At 71.5% G+C, this 24,872-nt stretch carries 23 protein-coding genes; 20 read left to right on the top strand and 3 right to left on the bottom strand.

The window, feature by feature from the left end; genetic code table 11:
* Positions 1-2: 2 nt before the first annotated feature.
* The 14 genes from ACEN9J_RS02005 to ACEN9J_RS02070 are packed head-to-tail and all read left to right on the top strand — an operon-like array spanning position 3 to position 14,559.
* Complete coding sequence (locus ACEN9J_RS02005; protein ID WP_413763145.1) at positions 3-860, top strand: alpha/beta fold hydrolase; 858 nt, start codon at positions 3-5, stop codon at positions 858-860.
* A 38-nt stretch (positions 861-898) separates the two neighbouring features.
* On the top strand, positions 899-1,735 hold the full coding sequence (locus ACEN9J_RS02010) for an IclR family transcriptional regulator (RefSeq protein WP_057595708.1): 837 nt from the start codon (positions 899-901) through the stop codon (positions 1,733-1,735).
* Between the two features lie 5 nt (positions 1,736-1,740).
* Complete coding sequence (locus ACEN9J_RS02015; RefSeq protein ID WP_413763146.1) at positions 1,741-2,574, top strand: SDR family oxidoreductase; 834 nt, start codon at positions 1,741-1,743, stop codon at positions 2,572-2,574.
* Positions 2,567-4,273, top strand: coding sequence for a thiamine pyrophosphate-binding protein (locus tag ACEN9J_RS02020; RefSeq protein WP_057595706.1), 1,707 nt, complete (start codon positions 2,567-2,569; stop codon positions 4,271-4,273). The genes ACEN9J_RS02015 and ACEN9J_RS02020 overlap by 8 nt, the downstream gene beginning before the upstream one ends.
* 20 nt (positions 4,274-4,293) lie before the next feature.
* Positions 4,294-5,091 carry an aspartate dehydrogenase gene (locus ACEN9J_RS02025; protein WP_413763147.1) on the top strand — a complete coding sequence of 266 codons (798 nt, stop codon included), beginning with the start codon at positions 4,294-4,296 and terminating at the stop codon, positions 5,089-5,091.
* A gap of 8 nt (positions 5,092-5,099) precedes the next feature.
* Entirely contained in the window at positions 5,100-6,575 is a 1,476-nt protein-coding gene (locus tag ACEN9J_RS02030; protein WP_413763148.1) for an aldehyde dehydrogenase, read from the top strand.
* Positions 6,576-6,590: 15 nt separating this feature from the next.
* The gene (locus tag ACEN9J_RS02035; protein WP_413763149.1) at positions 6,591-7,562 is read left to right on the top strand and encodes a VOC family protein; all 972 of its coding nucleotides are present in this window, start codon (positions 6,591-6,593) and stop codon (positions 7,560-7,562) included.
* Between the two features lie 14 nt (positions 7,563-7,576).
* A complete protein-coding gene (locus tag ACEN9J_RS02040; protein WP_413763150.1) occupies positions 7,577-8,563 on the top strand; it encodes a Bug family tripartite tricarboxylate transporter substrate binding protein in 987 nt (328 codons plus the stop codon).
* 31 nt (positions 8,564-8,594) lie between these two features.
* Positions 8,595-9,764, top strand: a complete 1,170-nt coding sequence (locus tag ACEN9J_RS02045; RefSeq protein ID WP_413763151.1) for an FAD-dependent monooxygenase — start codon at positions 8,595-8,597, stop codon at positions 9,762-9,764.
* 29 nt (positions 9,765-9,793) lie between these two features.
* Positions 9,794-10,015, top strand: coding sequence for a recombinase-like helix-turn-helix domain-containing protein (locus ACEN9J_RS02050; RefSeq protein ID WP_057595700.1), 222 nt, complete (start codon positions 9,794-9,796; stop codon positions 10,013-10,015).
* Between the two features lie 10 nt (positions 10,016-10,025).
* Entirely contained in the window at positions 10,026-11,072 is a 1,047-nt protein-coding gene (locus ACEN9J_RS02055; protein WP_413763152.1) for a Rieske 2Fe-2S domain-containing protein, read from the top strand.
* A 17-nt stretch (positions 11,073-11,089) separates the two neighbouring features.
* Positions 11,090-12,058 carry a PDR/VanB family oxidoreductase gene (locus ACEN9J_RS02060; protein WP_413763153.1) on the top strand — a complete coding sequence of 323 codons (969 nt, stop codon included), beginning with the start codon at positions 11,090-11,092 and terminating at the stop codon, positions 12,056-12,058.
* Between the two features lie 45 nt (positions 12,059-12,103).
* The gene (locus tag ACEN9J_RS02065; protein WP_413763154.1) at positions 12,104-13,210 is read left to right on the top strand and encodes a porin; all 1,107 of its coding nucleotides are present in this window, start codon (positions 12,104-12,106) and stop codon (positions 13,208-13,210) included.
* Positions 13,211-13,236: 26 nt separating this feature from the next.
* Positions 13,237-14,559 carry an MFS transporter gene (locus ACEN9J_RS02070; RefSeq protein ID WP_413763155.1) on the top strand — a complete coding sequence of 441 codons (1,323 nt, stop codon included), beginning with the start codon at positions 13,237-13,239 and terminating at the stop codon, positions 14,557-14,559.
* Here the strand turns inward: ACEN9J_RS02070 and ACEN9J_RS02075 are convergent.
* Positions 14,556-15,287 (bottom strand): transporter substrate-binding domain-containing protein, encoded by a 732-nt coding sequence (locus tag ACEN9J_RS02075; protein ID WP_413763156.1) that lies wholly within the window; start codon positions 15,285-15,287, stop codon positions 14,556-14,558. The genes ACEN9J_RS02070 and ACEN9J_RS02075 overlap by 4 nt on opposite strands.
* Before the next feature lie 203 nt (positions 15,288-15,490).
* Between ACEN9J_RS02075 and ACEN9J_RS02080 the strand changes: the two genes are divergently transcribed.
* From ACEN9J_RS02080 to ACEN9J_RS02100, 5 genes are all read left to right on the top strand, one after another.
* Positions 15,491-15,880, top strand: coding sequence for a response regulator (locus tag ACEN9J_RS02080; protein WP_057597945.1), 390 nt, complete (start codon positions 15,491-15,493; stop codon positions 15,878-15,880).
* Positions 15,880-18,903, top strand: coding sequence for an ATP-binding protein (locus ACEN9J_RS02085; RefSeq protein WP_413763157.1), 3,024 nt, complete (start codon positions 15,880-15,882; stop codon positions 18,901-18,903). The genes ACEN9J_RS02080 and ACEN9J_RS02085 overlap by 1 nt, the downstream gene beginning before the upstream one ends.
* On the top strand, positions 18,896-19,354 hold the full coding sequence (locus ACEN9J_RS02090) for a response regulator (protein WP_057593082.1): 459 nt from the start codon (positions 18,896-18,898) through the stop codon (positions 19,352-19,354). Before ACEN9J_RS02085 ends, ACEN9J_RS02090 begins: the two co-directional genes overlap by 8 nt.
* Positions 19,347-21,866, top strand: coding sequence for a response regulator (locus ACEN9J_RS02095; protein WP_296737039.1), 2,520 nt, complete (start codon positions 19,347-19,349; stop codon positions 21,864-21,866). The genes ACEN9J_RS02090 and ACEN9J_RS02095 overlap by 8 nt, the downstream gene beginning before the upstream one ends.
* Positions 21,867-21,927: 61 nt before the next feature.
* Positions 21,928-22,569, top strand: a complete 642-nt coding sequence (locus ACEN9J_RS02100; RefSeq protein ID WP_057593084.1) for a LysE family transporter — start codon at positions 21,928-21,930, stop codon at positions 22,567-22,569.
* A gap of 4 nt (positions 22,570-22,573) precedes the next feature.
* On the opposite strand, the gene ACEN9J_RS02105 is transcribed toward ACEN9J_RS02100, so the two are convergent.
* A complete protein-coding gene (locus tag ACEN9J_RS02105) occupies positions 22,574-22,984 on the bottom strand; it encodes a RidA family protein (protein WP_057593085.1) in 411 nt (136 codons plus the stop codon).
* Between the two features lie 116 nt (positions 22,985-23,100).
* Between ACEN9J_RS02105 and ACEN9J_RS02110 the strand changes: the two genes are divergently transcribed.
* Positions 23,101-24,027, top strand: a complete 927-nt coding sequence (locus ACEN9J_RS02110; RefSeq protein ID WP_413763158.1) for a LysR family transcriptional regulator — start codon at positions 23,101-23,103, stop codon at positions 24,025-24,027.
* Between the two features lie 13 nt (positions 24,028-24,040).
* Here the strand turns inward: ACEN9J_RS02110 and ACEN9J_RS02115 are convergent, their stop codons facing one another.
* Positions 24,041-24,865: a substrate-binding domain-containing protein gene (locus ACEN9J_RS02115; RefSeq protein ID WP_413763159.1), complete on the bottom strand. Its 825-nt coding sequence runs from the start codon at positions 24,863-24,865 to the stop codon at positions 24,041-24,043.
* Between the last annotated feature and the right edge of the window lie 7 nt (positions 24,866-24,872).

Raw genomic sequence — 24,872 nt, forward strand, 5'->3', positions numbered from 1 at the left:
CCATGCAGACCCTCGATACCCAGGCCTCGATGCCGCCCGCTGCCGAGCTGGCGCGGCTCGATGCGCGCTTCGCGGCCCGCGAGGTCGCGGTCGCGGGCGACGCCGTGGTGTCGGTGCGCGAACGCGGGCAGGGCCCGGCGATCGTCTGCCTGCATGGCATCGGCTCGGGCGCGGCCTCGTGGCTCGAGGTCGCCGAACTGCTCGCACCCGAGGCGCGCCTGATCGCCTGGGACGCCCCGGGCTACGGCGCATCGACGCCGCTCGAGGCCGATGCACCGACAGCCGCCGACTATGCGGCGCGCCTGAGCGCCTTGCTCGATGCGCTGCGCATCGAGTCCTGCGTGCTGCTCGGCCATTCGCTCGGCGCGATCGTCGCCGCCGCGGCCGCGCGCCGCGATGCGCGCATTCGCCGGCTGCTGCTGGTCAGCCCCGCGATCGGCTACGGCGCCGCGCAGCGCGCGGAGGCGCGCGCCAAGGTCCGCGCCGAACGGCTCGCCACGCTCGAGCAGCTCGGCATCGCCGGCATGGCTGCGCAGCGCGCGGGCCGGCTGGTGTCCGACCAGGCCAGCGAGGCCGCGCGCCAATGGGTGCGCTGGAACATGGCACGCCTCAACGACCGCGGCTACCGCCAGGCCGTCGAGCTGCTGTGCAACGCCGACCTGCTGGCCGAGCTGCCGCCGCCGATGCCGGTGCGCGTGGCCTGCGGCGCGCTCGATGCGGTCACGCCGCCCGCGGCCTGCGAGGAAGTGGCGCGGCGCTGCGGCGTGGCGCTCGAATTGGTGGACGATGCGGGCCACGCCGGCTACGTGGAGCAACCGCGGGCCGTCGCCGCGCTGCTGCGCGAATCGCTCGCGCACTGAGCGCCACCACCCCTATCCAACGAAGGAAATCAAGAGACATGGCCACCAATGACACCGACGCGATGGAAGAGGGCGCGGACCGCTACAACGTGCCTGCGCTCGAGCGCGGATTGCGCGTGCTGTGCGAGTTCAGCCGCGAGAGCCGCACGCTCTCGGCGCCCGAGCTGGCGCGCCGCTTCGACCTGCCGCGCTCGACCGTGTTCCGCCTGCTCACCACGCTCGAGAACATGGGCTTCCTCGAGCGCGCCGAAGGCGGGCGCGACTACCGCCTGGGCCTAGCCGTGCTGCGCCTGGGCTTCGAATACCTGGCCTCGCTCGAGCTCACGCAGCTCGGCACGCCGCTGCTCAACCGCCTCTGCGAGGAGCTGCGCACGCCCTGCAACCTGGTGGTGCGCGACGGCCGCTCGATCGTCTACGTCGCCAAGGTCGCGCCGCCCACGCCCTTCGCGAGCTCGGTCACCGTGGGCACGCGGCTGCCGGCCCATGCCACGGTGCTGGGCCGCATCCTGCTGGAGGACCTGACCCTGCCGCAACTGCGCGCCCTCTATCCCGAGGACAAGCTCGAGACCTTCTCGCCGAGCACGCCGAAGACCGTCAACGAGCTGTTCGACATGGTGCAAGCCGACCGCCAGCGCGGCTATGTGCTCGGCGAGGGCTTCTTCGAGTCGAACATTTCGACCATCGCCGCGCCGGTGCGCGACCACGGCGGCCACATCGTGGCGGCACTGGGCGCCACCATCACCTCGGGCCACATCGACGAGAGCCGCATGGACGAGATGGTGCAGCGCGTGCGCGGCACGGCCGACGAGATCTCGGGCCTGCTCAATTACTCGCCCGCGCGCGCCGCCAAGGTGGTGCCGCTGCGCAGCGCCTGAGATCCATGGCTGCTTCCTCTTCTTCCTTCTTCGCCGCCGATGCACTGGCCGGCCGCGTGGCCGTGGTCACGGGCGGGTCGTCGGGCATCGGCCTGGCCACGGTCGAGCTGCTGCTGGCCTGCGGCGCCGCGGTCGCGCTGTGCGGCCGTAACGCCGAGCGGCTCGATGGCGCCGTGGCCGGCCTGCGCGCGCGCTTTCCCGAGGCGCGGCTGTTCGCGCAGCCCTGCGACGTGCTCGATGCCGCCGCGGTGCGCGCCTTCGCGGCCGCCAGCGAGGCCGCGCTCGGCCCGGCCTCGATGCTGGTCAACAACGCGGGGCAGGGCCGGGTCTCGACCTTCGCCGACACCGACGACGAGGCGTGGACGCAGGAGCTGCACCTGAAGTTCTTCTCGGTGATCCATCCAACGCGCGCCTTCCTGCCGCAGCTCGCGGCGCAGCGCGCCGTGCTTGGCGACGCCGCCATCGTCTGCGCCAACTCGCTGCTGGCGCGCCAGCCCGAGCCGCACATGGTCGCGACCTCGGCCGCGCGCGCTGGCCTGCTGAACCTGGTGCGCTCGATGGCGACCGAGTTCGCGCCGCAGGGCGTGCGCGTCAACGGCATCCTGATCGGCCTGGTCGAGTCGGGCCAGTGGCGCCGCCGCTTCGAGGCGCGCGAAGACAAGTCGCTGGACTGGGCCGCCTGGAGCGGCCAGCTCGCGAAGACCAAACACATCCCGCTGGGTCGCCTGGGGCTTCCGACCGAAGCCGCGCGCGCGATTCTTTTCCTGGCCTCGCCACTCGCGTCGTACACGACCGGCAGCCATATCGACATCTCCGGAGGCCACTCCCGCCATGCATAACCCCCAGAACAACAACAGCCCCGTGACCGTGGGCGCGGTCGTCGCCGCCTTCCTCGAGCAGTGCGGCGTCAAGGCCGCCTTCGGCGTGATCTCGATCCACAACATGCCGATCCTCGATGCCTTCGCGCAGCGCGGCACGATCCGCTTCGTCTCGGCGCGCGGCGAGGCCGGCGCGGGCAACATGGCCGACGCCTATGCACGCTCCACCGCGAGCCTGGGCGTGTGCATCACCAGCACCGGTCCGGCCGCGGGCAACATCGCGGGCAGCCTGGTCGAGGCGCTGACCGCCGGCGCGCCGCTGCTGCACATCACCGGCCAGATCGAGACGCCCTACCTCGACAAGGGCATGTCGTACATCCACGAGGCGCCCGACCAGCTCACCATGCTCAAGGCGGTGTCGAAGGCGGCGCTGCGCGTGCGCAGCGTCGAGACCGTGCTCGGCACGCTCAAGCGCGCGGTGCAGCTCGCGCTGACCGCGCCCACCGGCCCGGTCAGCGTGGAGATCCCGATCGACATCCAGTCGGCGCTGACCACCATGCCGGCCGACCTGTCGCCGCTGCCCATCGAGCGGCCCGTGCCCTCGGCTGCCGGGCTCGATGCGCTGGCCGCGCGGCTCGCCGCCGCGAAGCGTCCGCTGCTGTGGATCGGCGGCGGCGCGCGCCATGCCCGCGCCGCGATCCAGCGGCTGCAGAAGCTGGGCTTCGGCGTGGTCACGACCACGCAGGGCCGCGGCACCGTGCCCGAGGACGATGCCGGCTCGCTCGGCGCCTACAACATCCAGAAGCCGGTCGAGGCCTTCTACCAGAGCTGCGATGCGCTGCTGGTCGTCGGCTCGCGGCTGCGCGGCAACGAGACGCTCAAGTACGAACTCAAGCTGCCGCGCCCGCTCTACCGCATCGATGCCGACGCGGCCGCCGAAGGCCGCTGCTATGCCTCCGAGGCCTTCGTCTGCGGCGACTCGGCGCTCGCGCTCGAGGGCCTGGCCGATCGCCTCGAGGCGGCCGGCTACCGCGCCGACCCGCAACTGCTGGTCGACCTGCGCGCCGCGCACGAGCAGGCGGTGGCCACGCTGCGCGACGGCCTCGGCCCCTATGCCGAACTCGTGCGCCGCCTGCAGTCGGCGGCCGGCCGCCAGTTCAACTGGGTGCGCGACGTGACCGTCTCCAACAGCACCTGGGGCAACCGCGAGCTGCGCATCTTCGAGCCGAGCGCCGGCGTGCATGCCACGGGCGGCGGCATCGGGCAGGGCATGCCGATGGCGATCGGCGCGGCCATCGGTGCCGCGGTCACCGGTTCGGGCCGCAAGACCTTCTGCCTGGCCGGCGACGGCGGCTTCATCCTCAACCTGGGCGAGCTGGCCTGCATGGTGCAGGAGAAGGCGCCGATGGCCATCGTGCTGATGAACGACCAGAGCTACGGCGTGATCAAGAACATCCAGGACGCGCAGTACGGCGGCCGCCAGTGCTATGCCGAGCTGCACACGCCCGACTACGAATTGCTGTGCCGGTCGATCGCGCTGCCGCATGCGCGCGTGAAGGACCTGGCCGAGCTGCCGGCACGCCTGGACGAGGCGCTGTCCACCGACGGCCCCTTCCTGCTCGAGATCGACATGCTGTCGATCGGCGGCTTCAAGACCAGCTTCGCGGGCCCGCCGACCAACACGGTCACGCAGATTCCCGCGCTCGGCACGGCAAAGTGACAGCGAGCGAGACCCGATCCATGACCGCCCCCAAGCGCATCGCCCTGGTCGGCTGCGGCGCCATCGGCACCGCGGTGCTCGAACTGCTGCGCGACGACCCGGCCCTGAAGGTGACGACCGTCGTCGTGCCCGCCGACGGCGCCGAAGCCGCGCGCCAGGCCGCGCCCGGCGCGCAGGTGCTCGCCGCGGTGCCGGCCGAAGGCATCGACCTCGTGGTCGAGACCGCGGGCCATGCGGCCATCGAGCAGCACGTGCTGCCGGCGCTGGCACGCGGCACGCCCTGCGTGGTCGCCTCGGTGGGCGCGCTGTCGGCGGCCGGCTTCGCCGAACGGCTCGAGGCCGCGGCGGTCGCGGGCCGCACCCAGGTGCAGCTGATCCCGGGCGCCATCGGCGCGATCGACGCGCTGGCCGCGGCCCGCATCGGCGGCCTGGCCAGCGTGCGCTACACCGGCCGCAAGCCGCCGAAGGCCTGGAAGGGCACGCCGGCCGAGCAGGGGCTCGACCTCGACGCGCTGGCGCAGGCCACCGTCATCTTCGAGGGCAGCGCGCGCGAGGCGGCCTTGCTCTATCCGAAGAACGCCAACGTCGCGGCCACCGTCTCGCTCGCGGGGCTGGGGCTCGACCGCACGCAGGTGCGGCTGATCGCCGACCCGGCCACGGCCGAGAACGTGCACACCGTCGAAGCCGAGGGCGCCTTCGGCAGCTTCGAGCTGACCATGCGCAACAAGCCGCTCGCGGCCAATCCCAAGACCTCCGCGCTGACCGTCTACAGCGCCGTGCGCGCGCTGCGCAACCGCGTCGCGGCGCTCGCCATCTGAGCCACCCCATGATTTCTTCCGAACTTCTTCCGATCTGCATCGCCGGCGAATGGCGCCTGGGCGGCGGCGACGTCTACGAGAGCCTGTACCCGGCCACCGGCGAACCGATCGCGCGCCTGCGCGCCGCGAGCCTGGCCGACGTCGAGGAGGCCATCGCGGGCGCCGACCGCGCGTTCCGCACCAGCGGCTGGGCCCAGCGCCTGCCGCACGAGCGCGCCACCGTGCTGCACCGCGTGGCGCAGCTGATCCGCGACGAGGCCGAGTCGCTGGCGCAGAAGCAGCGCCTCGACAACGGCAAGCCGATCAACGAGACGCGCAACCTCGTGGCCAGTGCCGCGGGCACCTTCCAGTTCTTCGCGGCCGCGCTCGAGACGCTCGAGGAAAGCATCACCCCGTCGCGCGGCGCCTTCGTCACGATGAGCGTGCACGAGCCCATGGGCGTGGTCGCGGCGATCACGCCGTGGAACTCGCCGATCGCGAGCGAGGCGCAGAAGCTCGCGCCCGCGCTGGCGGCCGGCAATGCGGTGGTGGTGAAGCCCGCCGAGGTCACGCCGCTGATGGCGCTCGAGCTGGCGCGCATCTGCGAACAGGCCGGCGTGCCCAGGGGCACCGTCAGCGTGCTGCCGGGCCGGGGCTCGGTGATCGGCGATGCGATCACGAAGCATCCGCTGGTCAAGCGCGTGTCCTTCACCGGCGGCACCACCACCGGCCGGCACATCGCCCACATCGCGGCCGACAAGATGATGCCGGTGTCGCTCGAGCTCGGCGGCAAGTCGCCGACCATGGTGCTCGAGGACGCGGACCTCGACCATGCCGTCAACGGCGTGCTCTACGGCATCTTCAGCTCGTCGGGCGAATCGTGCATCGCGGGCTCGCGGCTGTTCGTGGCGCGCGGCATCTACGACGAGTTCCTCACGCGGCTGGCCGAAGGCGCGAACGCACTGCGCGTGGGCGACCCGGCTTCGGAGCGCACACAGATGGGCCCGCTGATCACGGCGAAGCACCGCGAGGGCATCGAGCGCTACGTCGAGCTCGGCGTGTCCGAGGGCGGCCGCATCCGCACCGGTGGCGTGCGTCCGCAGGGCGCCGGCTACGACAGCGGCTACTTCTACCGGCCGACCATCATCGAAGGCCTGGACAACGGCGCGCGCACCAGCCAGGAGGAGATCTTCGGCCCGGTGCTGGTCGCGATGCCCTTCGACGACGAGGCCTCGCTGATCGCGCAGGCCAACGACAGCGTCTATGCGCTGGCCGCGGGCGTGTGGAGCCGCGACTTCAAGCGCGCCTGGAAGCTCGGCCGCGCGGTGCAGGCCGGCACGGTCTGGGTCAACACCTACAAGCAATTCTCGGTCTCCACCCCCTTCGGCGGCTGGCGCGACAGCGGCCTGGGCCGCGAGAAGGGCCGCGAAGGCATCTTCCAGTACATGGAACAGAAGAGCATGTACTGGGGCACCAACGAACAACCGCTCGCGTGGGCGAACTGAACAGAGGGCCACAGCATGAGCGTTCTAGGCATCGACCAGATCACCTACGGGGCAGACGACCTGCCCACCTGCCGCCGCTTCTTCGAGGACTGGGGCCTCGCGCTGAAGTCCGAGGCGCCCGGCGAACTCGTCTTCGAGTGCCTCAACGGATGCCGGGTCGTCGTCGCGGCGTTGGACGACGCGAACCTGCCGCCCGCGATGGAGGAGGGCCCGACCCTGCGCGAGGTGGTGTGGGGCGTGGAGAGCGAGGCCGACCTCGAGCGCTACGCCGCCGCGATCGCGAACGATCCGGGCTTCCTCGACGCCAGCATCGACGGCGCGCGCCGCATCGGCTGCATCGATCCCAACGGCCTGGCCGTGCGGCTGCAGGTGAGCCGCAAGCATGCCGTCGAGGTCGACTGCGGCGCGATGAACACCTGGAACGCCAAGCCGCGCCTCAACCAGCCCGCGCCGATCTACGAGCGCGCCACGCCGATCGAGGTCGGCCATGTGGTGTTCTTCGTCAATGACGTGAAGGCCACGAGCGCCTTCTATGCCGAGCGCTTCGGCTTCGTCGGCTCCGACAGCTATCCGAACCGCGGCGCCTTCATGCGCTGCGCGCCCGAAGGCGGCCACCACGACCTGTTCCTGCTGCAGATTCCCTCGGGCAAGCGCGGGCTCAACCACGTGGCCTTCACCGTGCGCGACATCCACGAGGTGTTCGGCGGCGGGCTGCACTTCTCGCGCCAGGGCTGGGACACGCAGCTCGGCCCGGGCCGGCACCCGGTCTCCTCGGCCTACTTCTGGTATTTCAGGAACCCGGCCGGCGGCCTGATCGAGTACTACGCCGACGAGGACCAGCTCACGGCCGACTGGCAGCCGCGCGAGTTCGAGCCGGGGCCGACGGTGTTCGCCGAATGGGCGGTCGATGGCGGCCTCGACGGCCACACGCGGCGCCAGAAGAACGCGGAGGGGCCGAAGGGCGCCTTCCTCACCGAGAAGCAATGATGGCTCCGATCACCATGCAACGACGCTTCTGTGTCTCCCTCCTGTTCGCGGCGCTGGCCGCCATCGCCTTGCCCGCGAGCGCGCAAAGCGATGTGCACAAGCAACTGGCCGCCGAGCGCTTCACCATCGTCTCGCCGTTCCCGCCGGGCGGGCCGGTCGACACGCTGGCGCGCGTGCTGTCCGACGGCCTCGCCAGGCGCTATGGGCAAGCGGCCGTGGTCGACAACCAGGTCGGCGCGGCCGGCAACATCGGCATGGAGAAGGTCAAGCGCGCCAAGGGCGACGGCCACACGCTGCTGGTGATCCCGGCCGGCAACGTCACGATCAATCCCACGCTGATGCCGAACTTCCCGTTCGACATGCAGAAGGACTTCGTGCCGATCACCATGCTGGCCAAGGCACCCAACGTGCTGGTGGCATCGCCGGCCTCGGGCATCAAGAGCGTGAAGGAGCTGGTGGCGCAGGCCAAGGCCAGGCCCGGCACGCTGTCGTATGCCTCGCCCGGCGTGGGCAGCGGGCTGCACCTGGCGGGCGAGCTGTTCAAGCAGCAGGCCGGCATCGACCTGCTGCATGTGCCCTACAAGGGCACGCCGCCCGCGCTCAACGACGTGCTCGGTGGCTCGGTGCCGCTGATGTTCAGCAACCTGCCCGCGACCCTGCCGTTCATCGGCAACGGCAAGCTGATCGCGCTCGGTGTGACCGAGGCCGTGCGCAGCCCCGCCGCGCCCGACATCCCCACCCTGGCGGAGCAGGGCATCCAGGGCGTGGCCGTGACCTCCTGGTACGGCCTGATGGCGCCGCGCGGCACGCCGGCGGCGGTGGTCGACCAGCTCGCGAAGGACGCGGCCGAGATGCTGGCCCAGCCCGAGGTGCGCGAGCGCCTGAAGGCGCAGGGCATGACCGGCGCCGCGATGAAGCCGGCCGAGTTCGCCGCCCACATCCGCGACGAGACGGCCGTCTGGGCCCGCATCGTCAAGGCACGAAACATCGTGGCCGAGTGAGCCGCGAACAAGAAGGAAGAGACACACACCCATGAACACCAGCGAATCCACCATCGGCATCGTCGGCGCCGGCATCGGCGGCCTGGCCGCCGCCATCGCGCTGCGCCGCGCCGGCCACGACGTGGTCGTGTTCGAGCAGGCGAAGCAGTTCGCGCGCGTCGGCGCCGACATCAACCTCACGCCCAACGCGGTGCGCGCGCTCGACGGCCTCGGCGTCGGCGAGGCGGCCCGCGTGACCGCCGCGCGGCCCTCGCACCGCATCAGCCGCACCTACGACAGCGGCGCCGAGACCTCGCGCCTCGAGATGGCCGAATCGGCCGAGGCACGCTACGGCGCGCCGCAGCTCACGATCCACCGCGCCGACCTGCTGGCCGCGCTGGCCCAGATGTTCCCGGCCGAGCGCGTGGCATTGGCCAGGCGCGCCGAGCGCATCGCGGCCGACGAGGGCGGCGTGTCGATCTCCTTCACCGACGGCAGCGAGGCCCGCGTGGGCGCGCTGATCGGCGCCGACGGCATCCACTCCTGCGTGCGCAACGCGATGTTCGGCGCCGAGAGTCCGCGCTTCACCGGCATCGTGGCCTACCGCGCCGTGGTGCCGGCCGAGCGCGTGGCCGGCCTGCCGAACCTCGGCGCCTTCACCAAGTGGTGGGGGCCGAATCCGCAGAGCCAGATCGTCACCTTCCCGCTCAACCGCGGCCGCGACATCTTCATCTTCGCGACCACGCCGCAGGACAGCTGGCAGCTCGAGTCCTGGACCGCGCCCGGCGACGTGGACGAGCTGCGCGCCCAGTACACGGCCTACCACCCCGAGGCGCGCGCGCTGCTCGACGCTTGCGACACGGTGCTCAAGACCGCGCTCTACGAACGCGACCCGATGCCCGCCTGGGCGCAGGGGCGCATGGCGCTGATCGGCGATGCAGCGCATCCGATGCTGCCATTCATGGCGCAGGGCGCGGGCATGGCGATCGAGGACGCAGTGGTGCTCGCGCGCCATCTCGAGGGCGTGGCGATGGACGGCGTCGCCGCCGCGCTGGCCGACTTCGAGACCGCCCGCATCGAGCGCGCGAGCCAGGTGCAGCTCGGCTCGCGCGGCAACAACTGGCTGCGCGAGGGCGGCAACGCCGACTGGGTCTACGGCTACGACGCCTGGACCGCGCCGCTGGCCACGCCCGCGATGGCCGCGACTGCCGCGACCGCTTGAAGAATTCCACCTCACCCACGGAGGACCCCATGCCACAAGACCGCTACCTGCAACCGCACCAGGCGCGCCAGCGCCCGGCCACCACCTACGAAGACCTGCTGGGCGACGTGATCGAGCGCGCCTTCGCCGACGGCATCCACGACCTGCCGGGCCTGGTGCAGCGGCTCAACGACAGCGGCCTGGCCACGCCCGGCGGCCTGGCCTGGACCGAGGCGCTGTACCGCAAGGAAATGGCCACGCTGGCCGGCTGAGGAGACACCCATGAGCATCGCCATCCAACCCGTTCCGGCCGACCCGGTCGACCACCTGCTCGAGATCGGCCTCAAGGATCTCTGGTATCCGATCTGCCCCTCGCACTTCATCAAGGAGAACCCCGTCTCGCTGCGCCGCCTGGGCCGCAAGCTCGCGCTGTGGCGCGACGGCGAGGGCGTGCTGCATGCGCTCGAGGACCGCTGCCCGCACCGCGGCGCGCCGCTGTCGCAGGGCGTGGTGCTCGGCGACCGGCTCTCCTGCCCCTACCACGGCGTGGAAGTGCGGCACGACGGCGTGGTCACGCGCGTGCCCGGCAGCCCGGGCTGCAAGCTCGAGGGCTCGAAGGCCACGCGCCACTTCCACGTGCAGGAGCGGGCGGGCGCGGTGTTCCTCTACAACGCGAAGGAGCCGGTCGACGTGCCGCCGCCGCTGGTGCTGCCCGAGCAACTGACCGACGACGCCGAGTATTCGAGCTTCCTCTGCTACACCGAGTGGAAGGGCGACTACCGCTACGTGCTCGACAACGTGATGGACCCGATGCACGGCACCTACCTGCACAAGCAGTCGCACTCGATGGCCGAGGGCGACGCGAGCGCCAAGTTCGGCATCCGGCCGACCGACATCGGCTTCGTGTTCGAGAAGGAAGGCCAGCGCAACGTCAACTTCGACTGGACCGAATGGGCCGACACCGGCATTCACTGGATGCGGCTGGAGATCCCGTATCCGAAGACCGGCGGCCCCGGCGGCAACTTCATCATCGTGGGCGCCTTCTCGCCGATCGTGAAGGGCATGACCGCCACCTTCTTCTGGCGCGTGCGCAAGCTGGCACCGGGCTGGCAGCGCGACACCTGGCGCTTCCTCTACCGCAACCGGCTCGAGGCGCGCCACTGGCACGTGCTCGAGCAGGACCGCGTGATGCTCGAGGAGATGGAGGCCGACGCCAACCAGCACGAGAACCTCTACCAGCACGACCTGGGCATCGTGCGGCTGCGCCGCCACATGCGCAACCTGGCGGTGGCGCAGCTCGCGCAAGCGGCCGAGCCAGCCACCGCCTGAGCGAGGAAGCGATCGCCATGTCCTCTCCCACGCTGAACGCCCTCGTGCACACGATGCGCTACGAGGCCGACGGCATCGTCAGTGTCGAGTTCCGGCCGGCCACGCCCGCGGTGGACTTTCCCGCCTTCGAGGCCGGCTCGCACATCGACCTGCACCTGCCCAACGGCCTGGTGCGCAGCTACTCGTTGTGCAACCCGGCCAGCGACCGCCAGCGCTACGTGGTGGGCGTGCTCAACGACCGCAAGAGCCGCGGCGGCTCGCGCTACGTGCACCAGCAACTGCGCGTGGGCATGACCTTGCCGATCTCGGCGCCGCGCAACAACTTCGCGCTCGAGGAGGACGCTCGGCGCTCGGTGCTGGTGGCCGGCGGCATCGGCGTCACGCCCATCTGGTGCATGCTGCAGCGGCTCGCGTCGCTCGGGCGGCCGGTCGAGCTGGTCTATTGCGCGCGCAGCCGCAAGGAAGCGGCCTTCGTCGAGGCCATCGAGGCGCTGGCGCGCGAGAAGGCCATCGAACTGAGCTGGCACTGCGACGACGAGAAGGGCGCGCCGCCCGATCTCGCGAAGCTGCTGGCCGGGCGCGGCGACGACAGCCACTACTACTGCTGCGGTCCCACGCCGATGCTCGATGCCTTCGAGCGCGGCTGCGAGCAACTGGGCTATGCCAACGTGCACATCGAGCGTTTCGCCGCCGTGCAGGTGGAGGCACCGGCCGCCACGCAAAGCTGCGTGGTGGCCTGCGCGAAGAGCAAGCGCGAGGTCGAGGTGCCCGCGGGCAAGTCGATCCTCGACAGCCTGATCGATGCCGGCCTCGACCCCGACCACAGCTGCAAGGAAGGCGTGTGCGGCGCCTGCGAGACGGCCGTGATCGAAGGCGAGGTCGACCATCACGACGGCATCCTCACCAAGGCCGAACGCGCGGCCAACAAGACCATGATGATCTGCGTGTCGCGCTGCAAGGGCGCGCGCCTGGTGCTCGATATCTGATTCCCCCAAGGCCCCAGGCCAGAAGAAAACCACCCGAGACATTCCATGAAAAAGTACTTGCTCACGCTGGTTTCGATCAGCGCGGCTGGCGGAGCGCTGGCCCAATCCTCCCTCACGATCTTCGGCGTGGTCGATGCCGCCGTCACCTACACGCGCGGCAGCGGGCCCGGCGCGGGCAGCAAGACGCAGCTCACGAACAGCGGCAACATGTTCAGCCGCCTCGGCTTCCGCGGCACCGAGGACCTCGGCGGCGGCCTGTCGGCGGGCTTCTGGCTCGAGATGGGGCTGCAGAACGACAGCGCGCTGGGCTTTCCCTCGAACTCGAACAACCAGGCCAGCGGCAACGGCACGCCCGGCGTGCTGAGCTTCAACCGCCGCGCCACCGTGAGCCTCGCGGGACCCTTCGGCGAGATCCGCCTGGGCCGCGACTACGTGCCGGCGTTCTGGAACACCGCGATCTACGACCCCTTCGGCACCGGCGGCGGCATCGGCGCCAACCAGCTCTACTTCTCGGGGCTGGGCGGCCTCACGGCGCCGACCGGCACGCGCGCCTCCAACAGCGTGGGCTACCTGCTGCCGGGCGGCCTCGGCGGCTTCTACGGCCAGGTGATGTACGCGATGGGCGAGAACGAGTCGACCTCGGTGCTGCCGGGCACGCTGGTGTCGAACAAGCGCGACGGCAACCACACGGGCCTGCGCCTGGGCTATGCCGACGGCGGCTTCAACATCGCGCTGGCGACCGGCAGGACGCGCTACGCGAGCGGCGACCTGCGCGTGACCAACCTCGGCGCCTCCTACACCTTCGGCCCGTCGCTGATGAACCTCAAGCTCACGGGCGAGCTCTACGGCGAGTCGAAGGGCTCCACCGATGCCAGGGGCGCGCTGATCGGCTTCCACCTGCCGATCGGGCCGGGCGAGATCAAGGGTTCGTACGCGCGCTACCGGCTCGAGCCCTTTGGCGCGCTGCGCAACCCCACCTCGTCGAAGCTCGCGCTGGGCTACGTGCACAACCTGTCGAAGCGCACCGCGCTCTACGCGACCGTGGCGCGCATCAGCAACAGCAACGGCGCGGCCGCGGCCCTCACGGGCGCGATCACGGCGCCGAACCGGTCCTCGAGCGGCACCGAGTTCGGCATGCGCCACATGTTCTGAGAGGGAGCCCACGCCCGGAAAGTGCTATGCGAAGCCAGAGCAAGAACCTCCGCTGGTACGGCGTGATCACGCTGTTCCTGATCGTCGCGATCTCCTACGTGGACCGCATCAACATCGCGGTGCTGATCACCGACGCCGACTTCCTGCGCCACGTGGGCATCGCGCCGGATGACCGGGTGCGCCAGGGCTTCCTCGCGACGGCCTTCATGCTGGGCTACGGCATCTCGGCCTTCGTGCTCACGCCGTTCTGCTCGGCGCTGTTCGGCGTGCGGCGCAGCCTGATCTTCGGGCTGGTGCTGTGGGGCGTGGTGACCTGGGCCTCGCCGCTGTTCCACAGCTACGGGCTGCTGCTGGCCTCGCGCGTGCTGCTGGGCGTGTCGGAGGGGCCGCTGTTCTCGCTGGCCTCGTCGTACATCAAGGCGCATTTCCGCGGCGACGAGAACGGCAAGCCCAACGCGATCGTCAACATGGGCACCGGCCTCGGGCTGGCGTTGGGCTTTCCGCTCGTGGGCTGGCTGCTCGCGCAGTACGCCTGGGACACCTCGTTCCACGTGCTGGGCGTGCTCAACATCGTGCTGGGCATTCCGCTGGTGCTGGCCTTCGTGCGCATGCCGGCGGGGCAGGGCGATGCGATAGCGCCGAAGTCCTTCGGCGACGCGATGGCGCGCGTGGGCGGCATCGTGAAGGGCGCGCTGCACACGCGCCACCTGTTCCTGATCACGCTGCTGACCTCGGCCGCGCTGGCCTACCTCTGGGGCAGCAGCAACTGGCTGCCGACCTACCTGCGCGAGGCGCGCGGCTTCTCGCTGCGCGAGATGGGCTGGCTGGCCTCGCTGCCGCAGTACGCGACCGTGCTCGCGGTGTTCGTGGGCGGCGTGCTGGTCGACCGGCTGGGCCGCGCGCGCGTGCCCTTCATCTTCATGGGCGCCAGCGCGGGCGTGGCGCTGTCGGTGCTGCTGGCGATCAGCGCGCGCGATCCCTACGTGGCGGCCTGCTGCCTGGTGGCGGCGAACTTCTTCTGGGGCCTGCAGAGCCCGGCGATCCCGAGCACGGTGCAGCACTGCGCGCGGCCCGAGCACACGGCCAGCGCCTTCGGCGTGACCAACGGCGTGGGCAGCCTGGTGGCCGGCTTCATGCCGGTGCTGATGGGCGGCGTGATCGGCGCGCTGTCGTCGGCCGGCGCGGCGGGCCATGGCGCGGGCGGCGGATCGGCGGCGGGTTTCTTCGCGGGCTTCGCGCTGCTGATCGGCACGCAGGTGGTGGTGTTCGGCTGCGGGCTGGCGCTGTGGCGGCGCGACCGGGCGCCGCGGGCGGCCGGCCTTGCGGAAGGGGTGTCCCGGGCTTCTTAGGGCGCGACGCTCGCGCCCTCGATGCCGTGGCGCTGCAGCGCCTCGGCCACGAAGCCGCTGGCCTTCATCTCCTCGACGAAGGCCGCGAGCAGCGCCTGGGCCTCGGCGCCGCGGCTGGCCGGCGTGCCCATGGCCTGCTGGATCACCATGAAGCGGCCCGGCAGCAGGCGCACGCCCGAGGAGCGGCGCGCCTCGGTCTCGAGCAGCTGACGGATGCCGGCGGCCACGTCGACCTGGCCCGCGCGCAGCGCCGAGAGCACGGCCTGCGCGCCCTGCACGCGCACGAGCTCGGCCCGGTGGATCTCGCGCGTGAGGAACAGGTCGTAGGCGCTGCCCGCGCCGACTCCGATGCGATGGCCGGGGGCGTCGACCTCGGCGTTGTCCTGCAGCGCCGAGCCGTCGAGCACCAGGTAGCTGCCCTCGATCAGCACATAGGGCGCGGTGAAGCGCAGGCCCTCGCTGCGCGCCGGGTCGATCGCGAAGAAGCCGATGGCGGCGCGCTCGGCCTTGACGGCGTCGACCGAGGCCGCGGCCTTGTCGAACACCACCAATTCGACGCCCACGCCCAGGCGGCGCGCGAACTCGTGGGCCAGGTCGATCGACACGCCCACCGGCTGGTAGCTCACCGGGTGCTTGTTGGCCAGGATCGGGTTGCCGAGGTTGATCGAGGCGCGCAGCGTGCCGCTGGGCGCGAAGGCGGAGACGAGGGCGGGGGAGATCTGGGTCATGGCGGTCCGTCTGGGGTGGCGCGCGGGCGGCGGGCCCGGCCCCGGAGTTTACGGGCGCGGCCGCCGGCCCGCCGGTTGCCGTGGTCCGGGGGGCCTGGCGGCCGGATTTCCTACTCGGGGTGATGGTTCTCGCTCACCGGATATTCAGCGCCATCGCGTAGGCTCTCGCCATCCGAAAAAAAATACCGAGGCTGTCGCCCATCGTGCCGATCTCCACCTTTCTCGTCGAAGACAACCCACTCATCCGCCACAACCTCATCGCCGCCATGGAGGACGAGGCCGACATCCTGCTGGTGGGCACGGCCGCCACCGAGGCCGAGGCCATCGAGCGGCTCGACGCCTGCGATCCGCCCTGGGAACTGCTGGTGGTCGACCTGTTCCTCGAGGAGGGCTCGGGCCTGGGCATCGTCAAGCGCTACCGCGAGCGCCGCGCCGGCCAGCGCGTGGTGGTGCTGACCAACTACGGCACCGACGACATCGCGGGCTGGGCGCGCGAACTCGGCGCCGACGCGGTGTTCGACAAGTCGGGCGGGCTCGACGACTTCTTCTCGTTCTGCGCCGGCCTCGGGGCCGAGGCCCAGGGCGCGCGCTGATGGCGGCACCCGGACCGGCGGCTTCGGTCGCGCTGCAACCGCTGCGCGAGGCCACGCGCGAACTGCACCATGCGCTCGACAGCCGGCTGCGCATCGGCGGCGAGGACGCCACGCTGGCCGACTATGCCGAGCACCTGCGCGCGCTGCGGCCCTGGCTGGCGGCCGTGCGCGACGCGCTCGCCGGCTCGGGCGTCGCGGCGCTCGAGGCGGTGGCGCGGCAGCTCGCGCTGCGCCTCGAGGCGCTCGAACTCGATCTGCGCGACGCGCAGGCGGCCGGGCCGGCCACGCTGCCGGCCTTGCCGGACACCGGCACGCTCGCCGCGCAGGCCACCGATCCCGGCTTCGCCTGGGGCCTGGCCTACGTGGTCGAAGGCTCGCGGCTCGGCGGCAGCGTCATGCACCGGCGGCTGGCCCCGCGGCTCGCGCCGCATCCGATGCGCTACTTCGCGCCCGTGGGCGCCGAGGACGGCACGCCCGCGCACTGGCGCCATTTCGTCGCCCAGCTCGGCGAGGCGCTGCGCCGACGGCGCGGCCGTGCCGTCGGCGCAGCGCGGCGCGGGGGCGGGCTTCGAGGCGCTGATGCCGTGCTTCGGCCTCGGGCGCGACGGCGGAAGCGCGCCGTCGCCAAGCCGCGACGCCAACCTGCATGCCTCGTAGGAATCCGCCGACGAGGACGCCGCCGAGGCCGCTGGCATGATCGAACCGACCTCGATCCATTCCCCTCCCACCCCGCGCCGACCGATCCGGCCTCGTCCTTTCCACCGAACGTGCCAGCTTCCCCCACGCCCTCGCAATCCCTCCCCGGCAGCGTCGACGCGGTCGATCTGTCGAGTTGCGATCTCGAGCCGATCCGCGTGCCGGGCTCGATCCAGCCGCATGGCCGGATGCTGGTGCTGGCGCCCGAGGGCCTGGCGCCGCTGGCCTGGAGCGACAACTGGCCCGAGGGCGAAGCCGCCGCGGCGGCGCGGGTGCTGCGCGCCATGGCGTTGCCGGCGCTGCAGCCCGGCGCCTCGCCGGTGTCGCTGGGCGCGCTCGACATCGCCGGCCACCTGCTCGACGTGGCGGTGCACCGCACCGAACAGCACCTGGTCGCCGAGTTCGAGGCCGCGAAGCCGGCCGCGGGCAACGAGGCGCCGATCTACGCGCTGAGCCGCATCCTGCTGCCCGCGCTGCAGCAGGCGGTCGACGTGGGCGAGCTCACCGGCCTGGTCGCGCGCGCGATGAAGCAGCTCACGGGCTTCGGCCGCTGCCTGGTCTACCGCTTCGATGCCGCGGGCCACGGCGAGGTGCTGGCCGAGGCCGCCGACGCGGGCTACGACAGCTACGTCGGCCACCACTTCCCGGCCTCCGACATTCCGCAGCAGGCGCGCGCGCTCTACCTGGTCAATCACTTCCGGCTGATCGCCGACGCCAACTACAGCCCGGTGCCGCTGGTCTCGAACGACGCGGCACTGGCGCCGGCCGGCATCGACCTGTCGCAGGCGCAGTTGCGCAGCGTGTCCCCGATCCATCTCGAGTACATGCGCAACATGGGCACGCTGGCCTCGATGTCGGTGTCGATCGTGGTGCGCGGCCGGCTCTGGGGGCTGATCTCCTGCCACGATCACGACCCGCGCTTCCTCGACACCGCGACCCGGCTGGCCTGCGAGCACATGGGCCAGCTGCTGTCGATGCAGATCGACGCCAAGGAAACCCACGGCGAGGTGGCCGAGCGGCTCGAGCTGCGCCAGCTCACCCTGCAGACCGTGTCGCAGCTCGCCGACAGCGACGCCACCCTGCGCCGCCTGGTCGACGAGGGCTCGCTGCTGCTGCGCGTGGCGCGCGCCACCGGCGCGGCCGTGGTGCTCGACGACGCGGTCTGGACCGTGGGCGACGTGCCGGCCGAGGCGCAGATCCAGGAGCTCGCGCACTGGATCGCGGGGCTCGGTGTCGAGGTCTACGAAAGCGACGCGCTGGCCGCGCATTTCGCGCCCTTCGCCGACTGCCAGTCGGTCGCGGCCGGCGTGCTGGCGATCTCGATCTCGCAGGTGCACCGCCACCTGATCCTGTGGTTCCGGCCCGAGATCGTGCAGACCGTGCAATGGGCCGGCGACCCGCGCAAGCCGATGCTGCCCGATGGCCGGCGCATGCATCCGCGGCTGAGCTTCCAGAGCTGGGTCGAGCACATCCGCGGGCGCTCCAATCCCTGGACCGGCGCCGAGCAGGGCGCGGCCGTCGAGCTGCGCCAGGCGCTGATCGGCATCGTGCTGCGGCGCGCCGAGGAGCTCGCGGCCGTGGCGACCGAGCTGGGCCGCGTGAACCGCGAGCTCGAGGCCTTCTCGTACACCGTCTCGCACGACCTGCGCGCGCCGATGCGCCACATCGCGGGCTATGTCGACCTGGTGACGCAGACCGAGGGCCAGCAGCTCACCGACCGCGCGCGGCGCTATCTCTCGCATGTGAAGGACGCGGCCGCGTTCGCGGGGCAGATGGTCGATGCGCTGCTCGACTTCTCGCGCATGGGCCGCGCCGCGCTGCAGAAGCGCGCGGTCGACACGCCCTCGCTGGTCGAGGGGCTGGTGCGCGAGCTGGTGCGCATCGAGCCCACGCGCGCCATCGAATGGCGCGTCGAGCCCGACCTGCCGCCGCTGTATGCCGACCCGCTGCTGCTGCAGGTCACGGTGCGCAACCTGCTGGCCAACGCGGTCAAGTACTCGCGCACCCGCGAGCCCGCGGTCATCACGGTGCGCGCGGTGCGCAACGCCGCCGGCACCGGCCTCGAGGTCGAGGACAACGGCGTGGGCTTCCAGATGAAGTACGTCGACAAGCTGTTCGGCGTGTTCCAGCGGCTGCACCAGGCCGAGGAGTTCGAGGGCACCGGCATCGGGCTGGCCAACGTGAAGCGGATCGTGGAGCGGCATGGCGGCACGGTGTGGGCGCGCGGCGAACTGGGCGCGGGCGCCTGCTTCGGCTTCGTGCTGCCGGGCGCGGAGGCGGATGGAACGAATTCGAGCAACGCAACTGACGGAGAAGAGGATGCTTAAGCCGATCCTGCTGGTCGAGGACGACAAGCGCGACCTGGAACTCACCCTGGTGGCCCTGGAGCGCAGCCAACTGGCGAACGACGTAGTGGTGCTGCGCGACGGCGCGCAGGCGCTCGACTATCTCAAGCGCGAGGGCGAGCATGCCGATCGCGCCGAGGGCAATCCGGCCGTGATCCTGCTCGACCTCAAGCTGCCCAAGGTGACCGGGCTCGAGGTGCTGCAGGAAGTGCGCGCCTCGGCCGCGCTGCGCAGCATCCCGGTGGTGATGCTGACCTCCTCGCAGGAGGAGTCGGACGTGCTGCGCAGCTACGAACTCGGCGTCAACGCCTATGTGGTCAAGCCGGTGGCTTTCGACCGGTTCGTCTCGGCGATCGCCGACCTCGGGGTGTTCTGGGCCGTGCTCAACGAACCGCCGCCGGGGTCGCTCAAGGCCACCCGGCGCCATGAGTAGCGGCACGGCGTCCACGACGGCCCCCGACATCCTCGTCCTCGAGGATTCGCGCTTCGACGTCGAACTGCTGACCGAGGCGCTGGTCGCCGCGCTGCCTGGGGCGCGCGTGACCGTAGTGTGCGACGAGGAGGGCTTCACGGGCGCGCTGGAAAGCGCGCGCTACCAGCTGATCCTGTCCGACTACGAGCTGCCGGGCTTCTCGGGCGCGCATGCGCTGGAGATCGCGCGCGCGGTGGCGCCGCTCACGCCCTTCATCTTCGTCTCGGGCGTGATCGGCGAGGACAACGCGGTCGAACTGCTCAAGCGCGGCGCCACCGACTACGTGAGCAAGGGCCGCCTGGCGCGGCTGCCGGTGGTGATGGAGCGCGCGCTCAAGGAGGCGGCCGACCGCGAGGCCAAGCAGGCGGCCGAGGCCAAGCTGCGCGTGGCCCACGAGATCTTCGGGGCCGCCGAGTCGCGCCGGCTGGCGCTGATCGAGCTCAGCGACCGCATCCGCGACATGGACGGCATCTGCGAGATCGCCTACACCGCCTCGCAGATGCTCGGCACGCGGCTGCAGGTGGACCGCGCGGGCTACGGCCTGGTGGACAAGGCGGCCGAGACCATCGAGATCGAGCGCGACTGGACCGCACCGGGCGTCAAGAGCCTGGCCGGCACGCTGCGCTTTCGCGACTACGGCAGCTATATCGACGACCTGCGCCAGGGCACGACGGTGGTCTTCGCCGATGCCCACGAAGACCCGCGCACGCGCGCCAATGCCGCCGCGCTCGACGGCATCGGCGCGCGCGCCGCGGTCAACATGCCGCTGACCGAGCGCGGCGGGCTGGTCGGGCTGCTCTACCTCAACCACGGCAGCGCGCGCGCCTGGTCGCGCGACGAGCTCGATTTCATCGGCGAGGTCGGCGAGCGCATCCGCTCGGCGATCGCGCGGCGCGAGGCCCAGCTCGAGCTGCAGGCCTTCGCCGAATCGCTGGCGCGCGAGGTCGAGGTGCGCACGCGCGAGCGCGACCGCACCTGGGAGCTGAGCCAGGACCTGCTGGGCGTGGCCAACGGGCAGGGCTATTTCGAGAGCGCCAACCCGGCCTGGGAAGAGGTGCTCGGCTGGAGCCGCCAGGAGCTGATGGCGATGCCGTTCCGCGAGCTGGTGCATCCGGACGACCTGGCCGCGACCGAGGCCGAGCTCGCGCGGCTGGCCCGCGGCGAGCGCACGCGCGGCTTCGAGAACCGCTACCGCGCCAAGGACGGCAGCTACCGCTGGCTGTCGTGGACCGCGGTGCCCGATGGCGGCCTCAACTACTCGGCCGCGCGCGACATCACCGAGCAGAAGGAGCGCGCGGCCGAACTCGAGGCGGCGCGCGAGCAGCTGCGCCAGAGCCAGAAGCTCGAGGCCGTGGGCCAGCTCACGGGCGGCCTCGCGCACGACTTCAACAACCTGCTGGCCGCCATCGGCGGCAGCCTGGAACTGATGCGCCGGCGCGGGCTCGAGGGCCGGCAGGCCGACCTCGAGCGCTACATCGGCGTGGCCCACGGCGCGGTCAAGCGCGCGGCCGCGCTCACGCACCGGCTGCTGGCCTTCTCGCGCCGGCAGACGCTGGAGCCCAAGTCGGTCAACCTCAACCGCCTCGTGAGCGGCATGGAGGACCTGCTGCGCCGGACCATGGGCCCCGAGATCGCGCTCGAGACCGTGGCCGCCGTCGGCCTGTGGAACGTGCATGCCGACCCGAGCCAGCTCGAGAACGCGCTGCTCAACCTGTGCATCAACGCGCGCGACGCCATGCCCGAGGGCGGCACGCTGGTGATCGAGACCGCCAACCGCTGGATCGACGCGCGCAGCGCGCCGGGCCGCGACCTGCCGGCGGGCCAGTACGTCTCGCTCACGGTCAGCGACAACGGCGTGGGCATGAGCGCGGAGGTCGTGGCGCGCGCCTTCGATCCCTTCTTCACCACCAAGCCCATCGGCATGGGCACCGGGCTCGGCCTGTCGATGATCTACGGCTTCGCCAAGCAGTCGGGCGGGCAGGTGCGCATCTATTCCGAGGTCGGCCAGGGCACCTCGGTCAGCATCTACCTGCCGCGCCACGACCACAAGGAGGAGAGCACCGCCGAGGCCGAGCAGGTCGAGACCGCGCCGCGCGCCGACCGTGGCGACACCGTGCTGGTGGTCGACGACGAGGCCTCGCTGCGCATGCTGATCGTGGAGGTGATGCAGGGCCTGGGCTATGCCACGCTCGAGGCCGGCGACGGCGCCGATGCGCTGCGCATCCTCGAGTCGAACCAGCGCATCGACCTGCTGCTGACCGACGTCGGCCTGCCCGGCGGCATGAACGGCCGCCAGGTGGCCGACGCCGCGCGCACCCTGCGCGCCGGCCTCAAGGTGCTGTTCATCACCGGCTATGCCGAGAACGCGGTGCTGAGCCACGGCCATCTGGCACCCGGCATGCACGTGATGACCAAGCCCTTCGAGATGGATGCGCTGGCGAACCGGGTCAAGGCGCTGATCGAGGCCCGCTGAGGGCAGGGGCGTTCGCCTGCCGCTAGCATCGGCGGGTCCGTTCGCCTCCGTCCCCAGCGCCATGACCCAACTCTCGCCCCTGCTGCTCATCGCCGGCGTCTACCTCGCCGTGCTCGCGAGCCCGGGCCCCAACTTCTTCATCCTGAGCCAGATGGCGCTCGACGGGCGCCAGCGCGAATCGCGCTACGTGGTGCTGGGGCTCACGACCGGCTCGATCTTCTGGGTCGTGCTCTCGCTCGCGGGCATGTCCACCCTGATGGCGCACCATCCGTGGCTGGCCTCGGCCGTGCGTTTCCTCGGCGCGAGCTACCTGGTCTGGTATGGCGCGAGCCTGCTGTGGCGGGCCGTGGCCCGCCCCGTGAAGACCGCCGCGGGCAGCGCCCGCCGCGCGCCCGCGGGCACGCGCCGCGATGCGCGCGGCGCCTACCGCGCCGGCCTGCTGACCGGCATCACCAACCCCAAGGGCGCGGCCTTCTGGACCAGCGTGTTCGCGACCCTGGTGCCCGCGCAGGCCGCGGGCTGGTTCTATCCCGCCACCATCCTCATGGTGGCGGTGCTCTCGCTGCTGTGGCACTTCGGCATCACCGTGGTGTTCGGCGCCGAGGCGATCCGCGCGCGCTACCTGCGCGTGGAGCGCTGGGTCGATGGCGTGGCCGGCGGCATGCTGGTCATGCTCGGCGTGCAGCGGATCGTCGCTCGTTAGCGTCTCAGGCGGCGGCCGTTTCCGGCAGCTTCGCGACCACCTTGATCTCGAAGTCGAAGCCGTAGAGCCAGGTCACGCCGATGGCGGTGGCCGTGGGATGGGGCGCCTCGCCCCAGAACTCGGCGAGCACGAGGTTCCAGATGCGCTCGAACTTCGAGGCCGGATCGACGATGTAGACCGTCACGTCGATCACGTCGGCGAAGCTGGCGCCGGCGGCCGCGAGCACGGCATTCAGGTTCTGGAAGGCCAGCCGGACCTGGGCCTCGAGCTCGGGTTCGGGCGAACCGTCGGACCGGCTGCCGACCTGGCCCGAGACGAACAGCAGGCCGTTGGCGCGCACGGCCGGCGAGTAGCGGTGAAGCTCGTAGAGCGCCTGGCGGCCGGCGGGAAAGACGACATCGCGGGGGGAAGACATGGGATTCACCTTCTTCGATGGTTGCGGATGCAGTGAATCTAGGTGTTCGCTCTTCGCGGATAAATGGGCAAGACGCACAATGACTGTTTGACAATCCCAAACAATCGGACGACGACATGGACCGTTTCGATGCGATGCAGGCCTTTGCGCGCGTGGTGGAAGCCGGCAGCTTCACCAAGGCGGCGCAGACCCTGCACATGAGCAAGACCACCGTGACCCAGCTGGTGCAGCAGCTCGAGGCACGGCTGCGCGTGAAGCTGCTGCACCGCACGACGCGGCAGGTCAAGGTCACGGCCGAGGGCACGCTCTACTACGAGCGCGTGGTGCGCCTGCTGGCCGACCTCGAGGATGCCGACACCCGCCTGGCCAGCGTCACGGCCTCGCCCAAGGGGCGGCTGCGCGTCGACGTGCCGGCCCCGCTGGCGCGGCTGATCCTGGTGCCGGCGCTGCCGGCCTTCCATGCGCGCCATCCCGAGATCCAGCTCGACCTGGGCGTGAGCGACCGCGTGGTCGACGTGATTGGCGACAACGTCGACTGCGTGCTGCGCGGCGGCGAGCTCACCGACTCCTCGCTGGTGGCGCGCCGCGTGGGCGACCTGCGGCTCGGCGTCTATGCCTCGCCCGCCTACCTGGCGCGCGCCGGTACGCCCGCGCATCCGCGCGAGCTCGAGGATTCGCATCACCGCATCGTCGGCTTCCTGCGCTCGCGCAGCGGCACGCTGGCGCCGATCGCGCTGTCGCGCGCGGGCGAGCAGCTCGCCCCGCGCGGCCGCTACGTGGTCGCGCTCGACGACGGCAATGCCTATGCCGCGGCCGGTGTCGCGGGCATGGGCGTGCTCTGGCTGCCGCGCTACATGGCGCAGGCGCACCTCGACAGCGGCGAGCTGGTGCCGCTGTTCGAGGACTGGGAAGTGGCCTCGATGCCGCTGTACCTGGTGTTCCCGCCGAACCGGCACCTGAGCGCGAAGCTGCGCGTGTTCATCGACTGGGTCGACGAACTGATGGCGAAGCATGCGCCGCTCGCCGTGCCGGGCGGCGCCTGAGGCGGCGCGCGCCTCAACGCGAAGCCAGCGGCTCCAGCCCCGTCTTCGCGATCGTCGGCGCGCTGGCCGGCGAGTTCAGGTAGCGGATCAGTTCGCGCGCCGCCTCGGGCTGCGTCGAGGCCGTGGCGATGCCGGCCGAGAACACCGTCACCTGCTGCACCTCGGCCGGCAGCGGGCCGACGTAATCGATGCCCTCGATCGGCAGCAGCTCGCTGACCTGCTGCAGGCCCAGCGCGGCGTCGCCGCGCGCCACCACGCTGCCCACGCGCTCGCTGAGGATGCGGCGGCTCTTGGGCTTGACCTGGGCCTCGAGGCCGAGCTTCTTCAGCAGCTCGGTCTCGTAGTAGGTGCCGCTGGCGCTGGCCGAATAGGCGATCGACGGCGCCGCGAGCAGGGTGCGCTTGAGCGCCTCGACGCTCGAGATGTCGGGCCTGGGCGCGCCCTTGCGCACCGCGAAGCCGATCGAGGAACGCACCAGGTCGACCTGGCTGCCGGGCCGCACCTGGCCCTGCGCGACCAGCGCATCGAGCGCGGGCCGCGCCAGGATCACGACGTCGACCGGCTCCTTGCGCGCGAGGCGGCTCGGGATCGAGTCGCTGGCATTGCCCATGGAGGCGCCGTAGGCGGTCTTCACCGCGCGGCCGCTGGCCCGCTCGAAGCCGGGGCGCAGCTCGTTGTAGGCGGCCGTGAAGCCGCCCGAGGTCATCACGTGGAGCTCGGGCTTCGGTGCCGGGGCATTGCCGGCGGGGCTGCCGCAGCCCGCGAGCGCGAGCCCGAGGGCGGCGCCGAGCAGGGCGCGGCGCGTGAAGGCCGGGAGGCGGGGGCGCTGGATGGTCATGGGGTCT

The organism is Variovorax sp. Varisp41, from assembly GCF_047325085.1.
In the GTDB taxonomy this organism is placed as follows: Bacteria; Pseudomonadota; Gammaproteobacteria; order Burkholderiales; family Burkholderiaceae_C; genus Variovorax.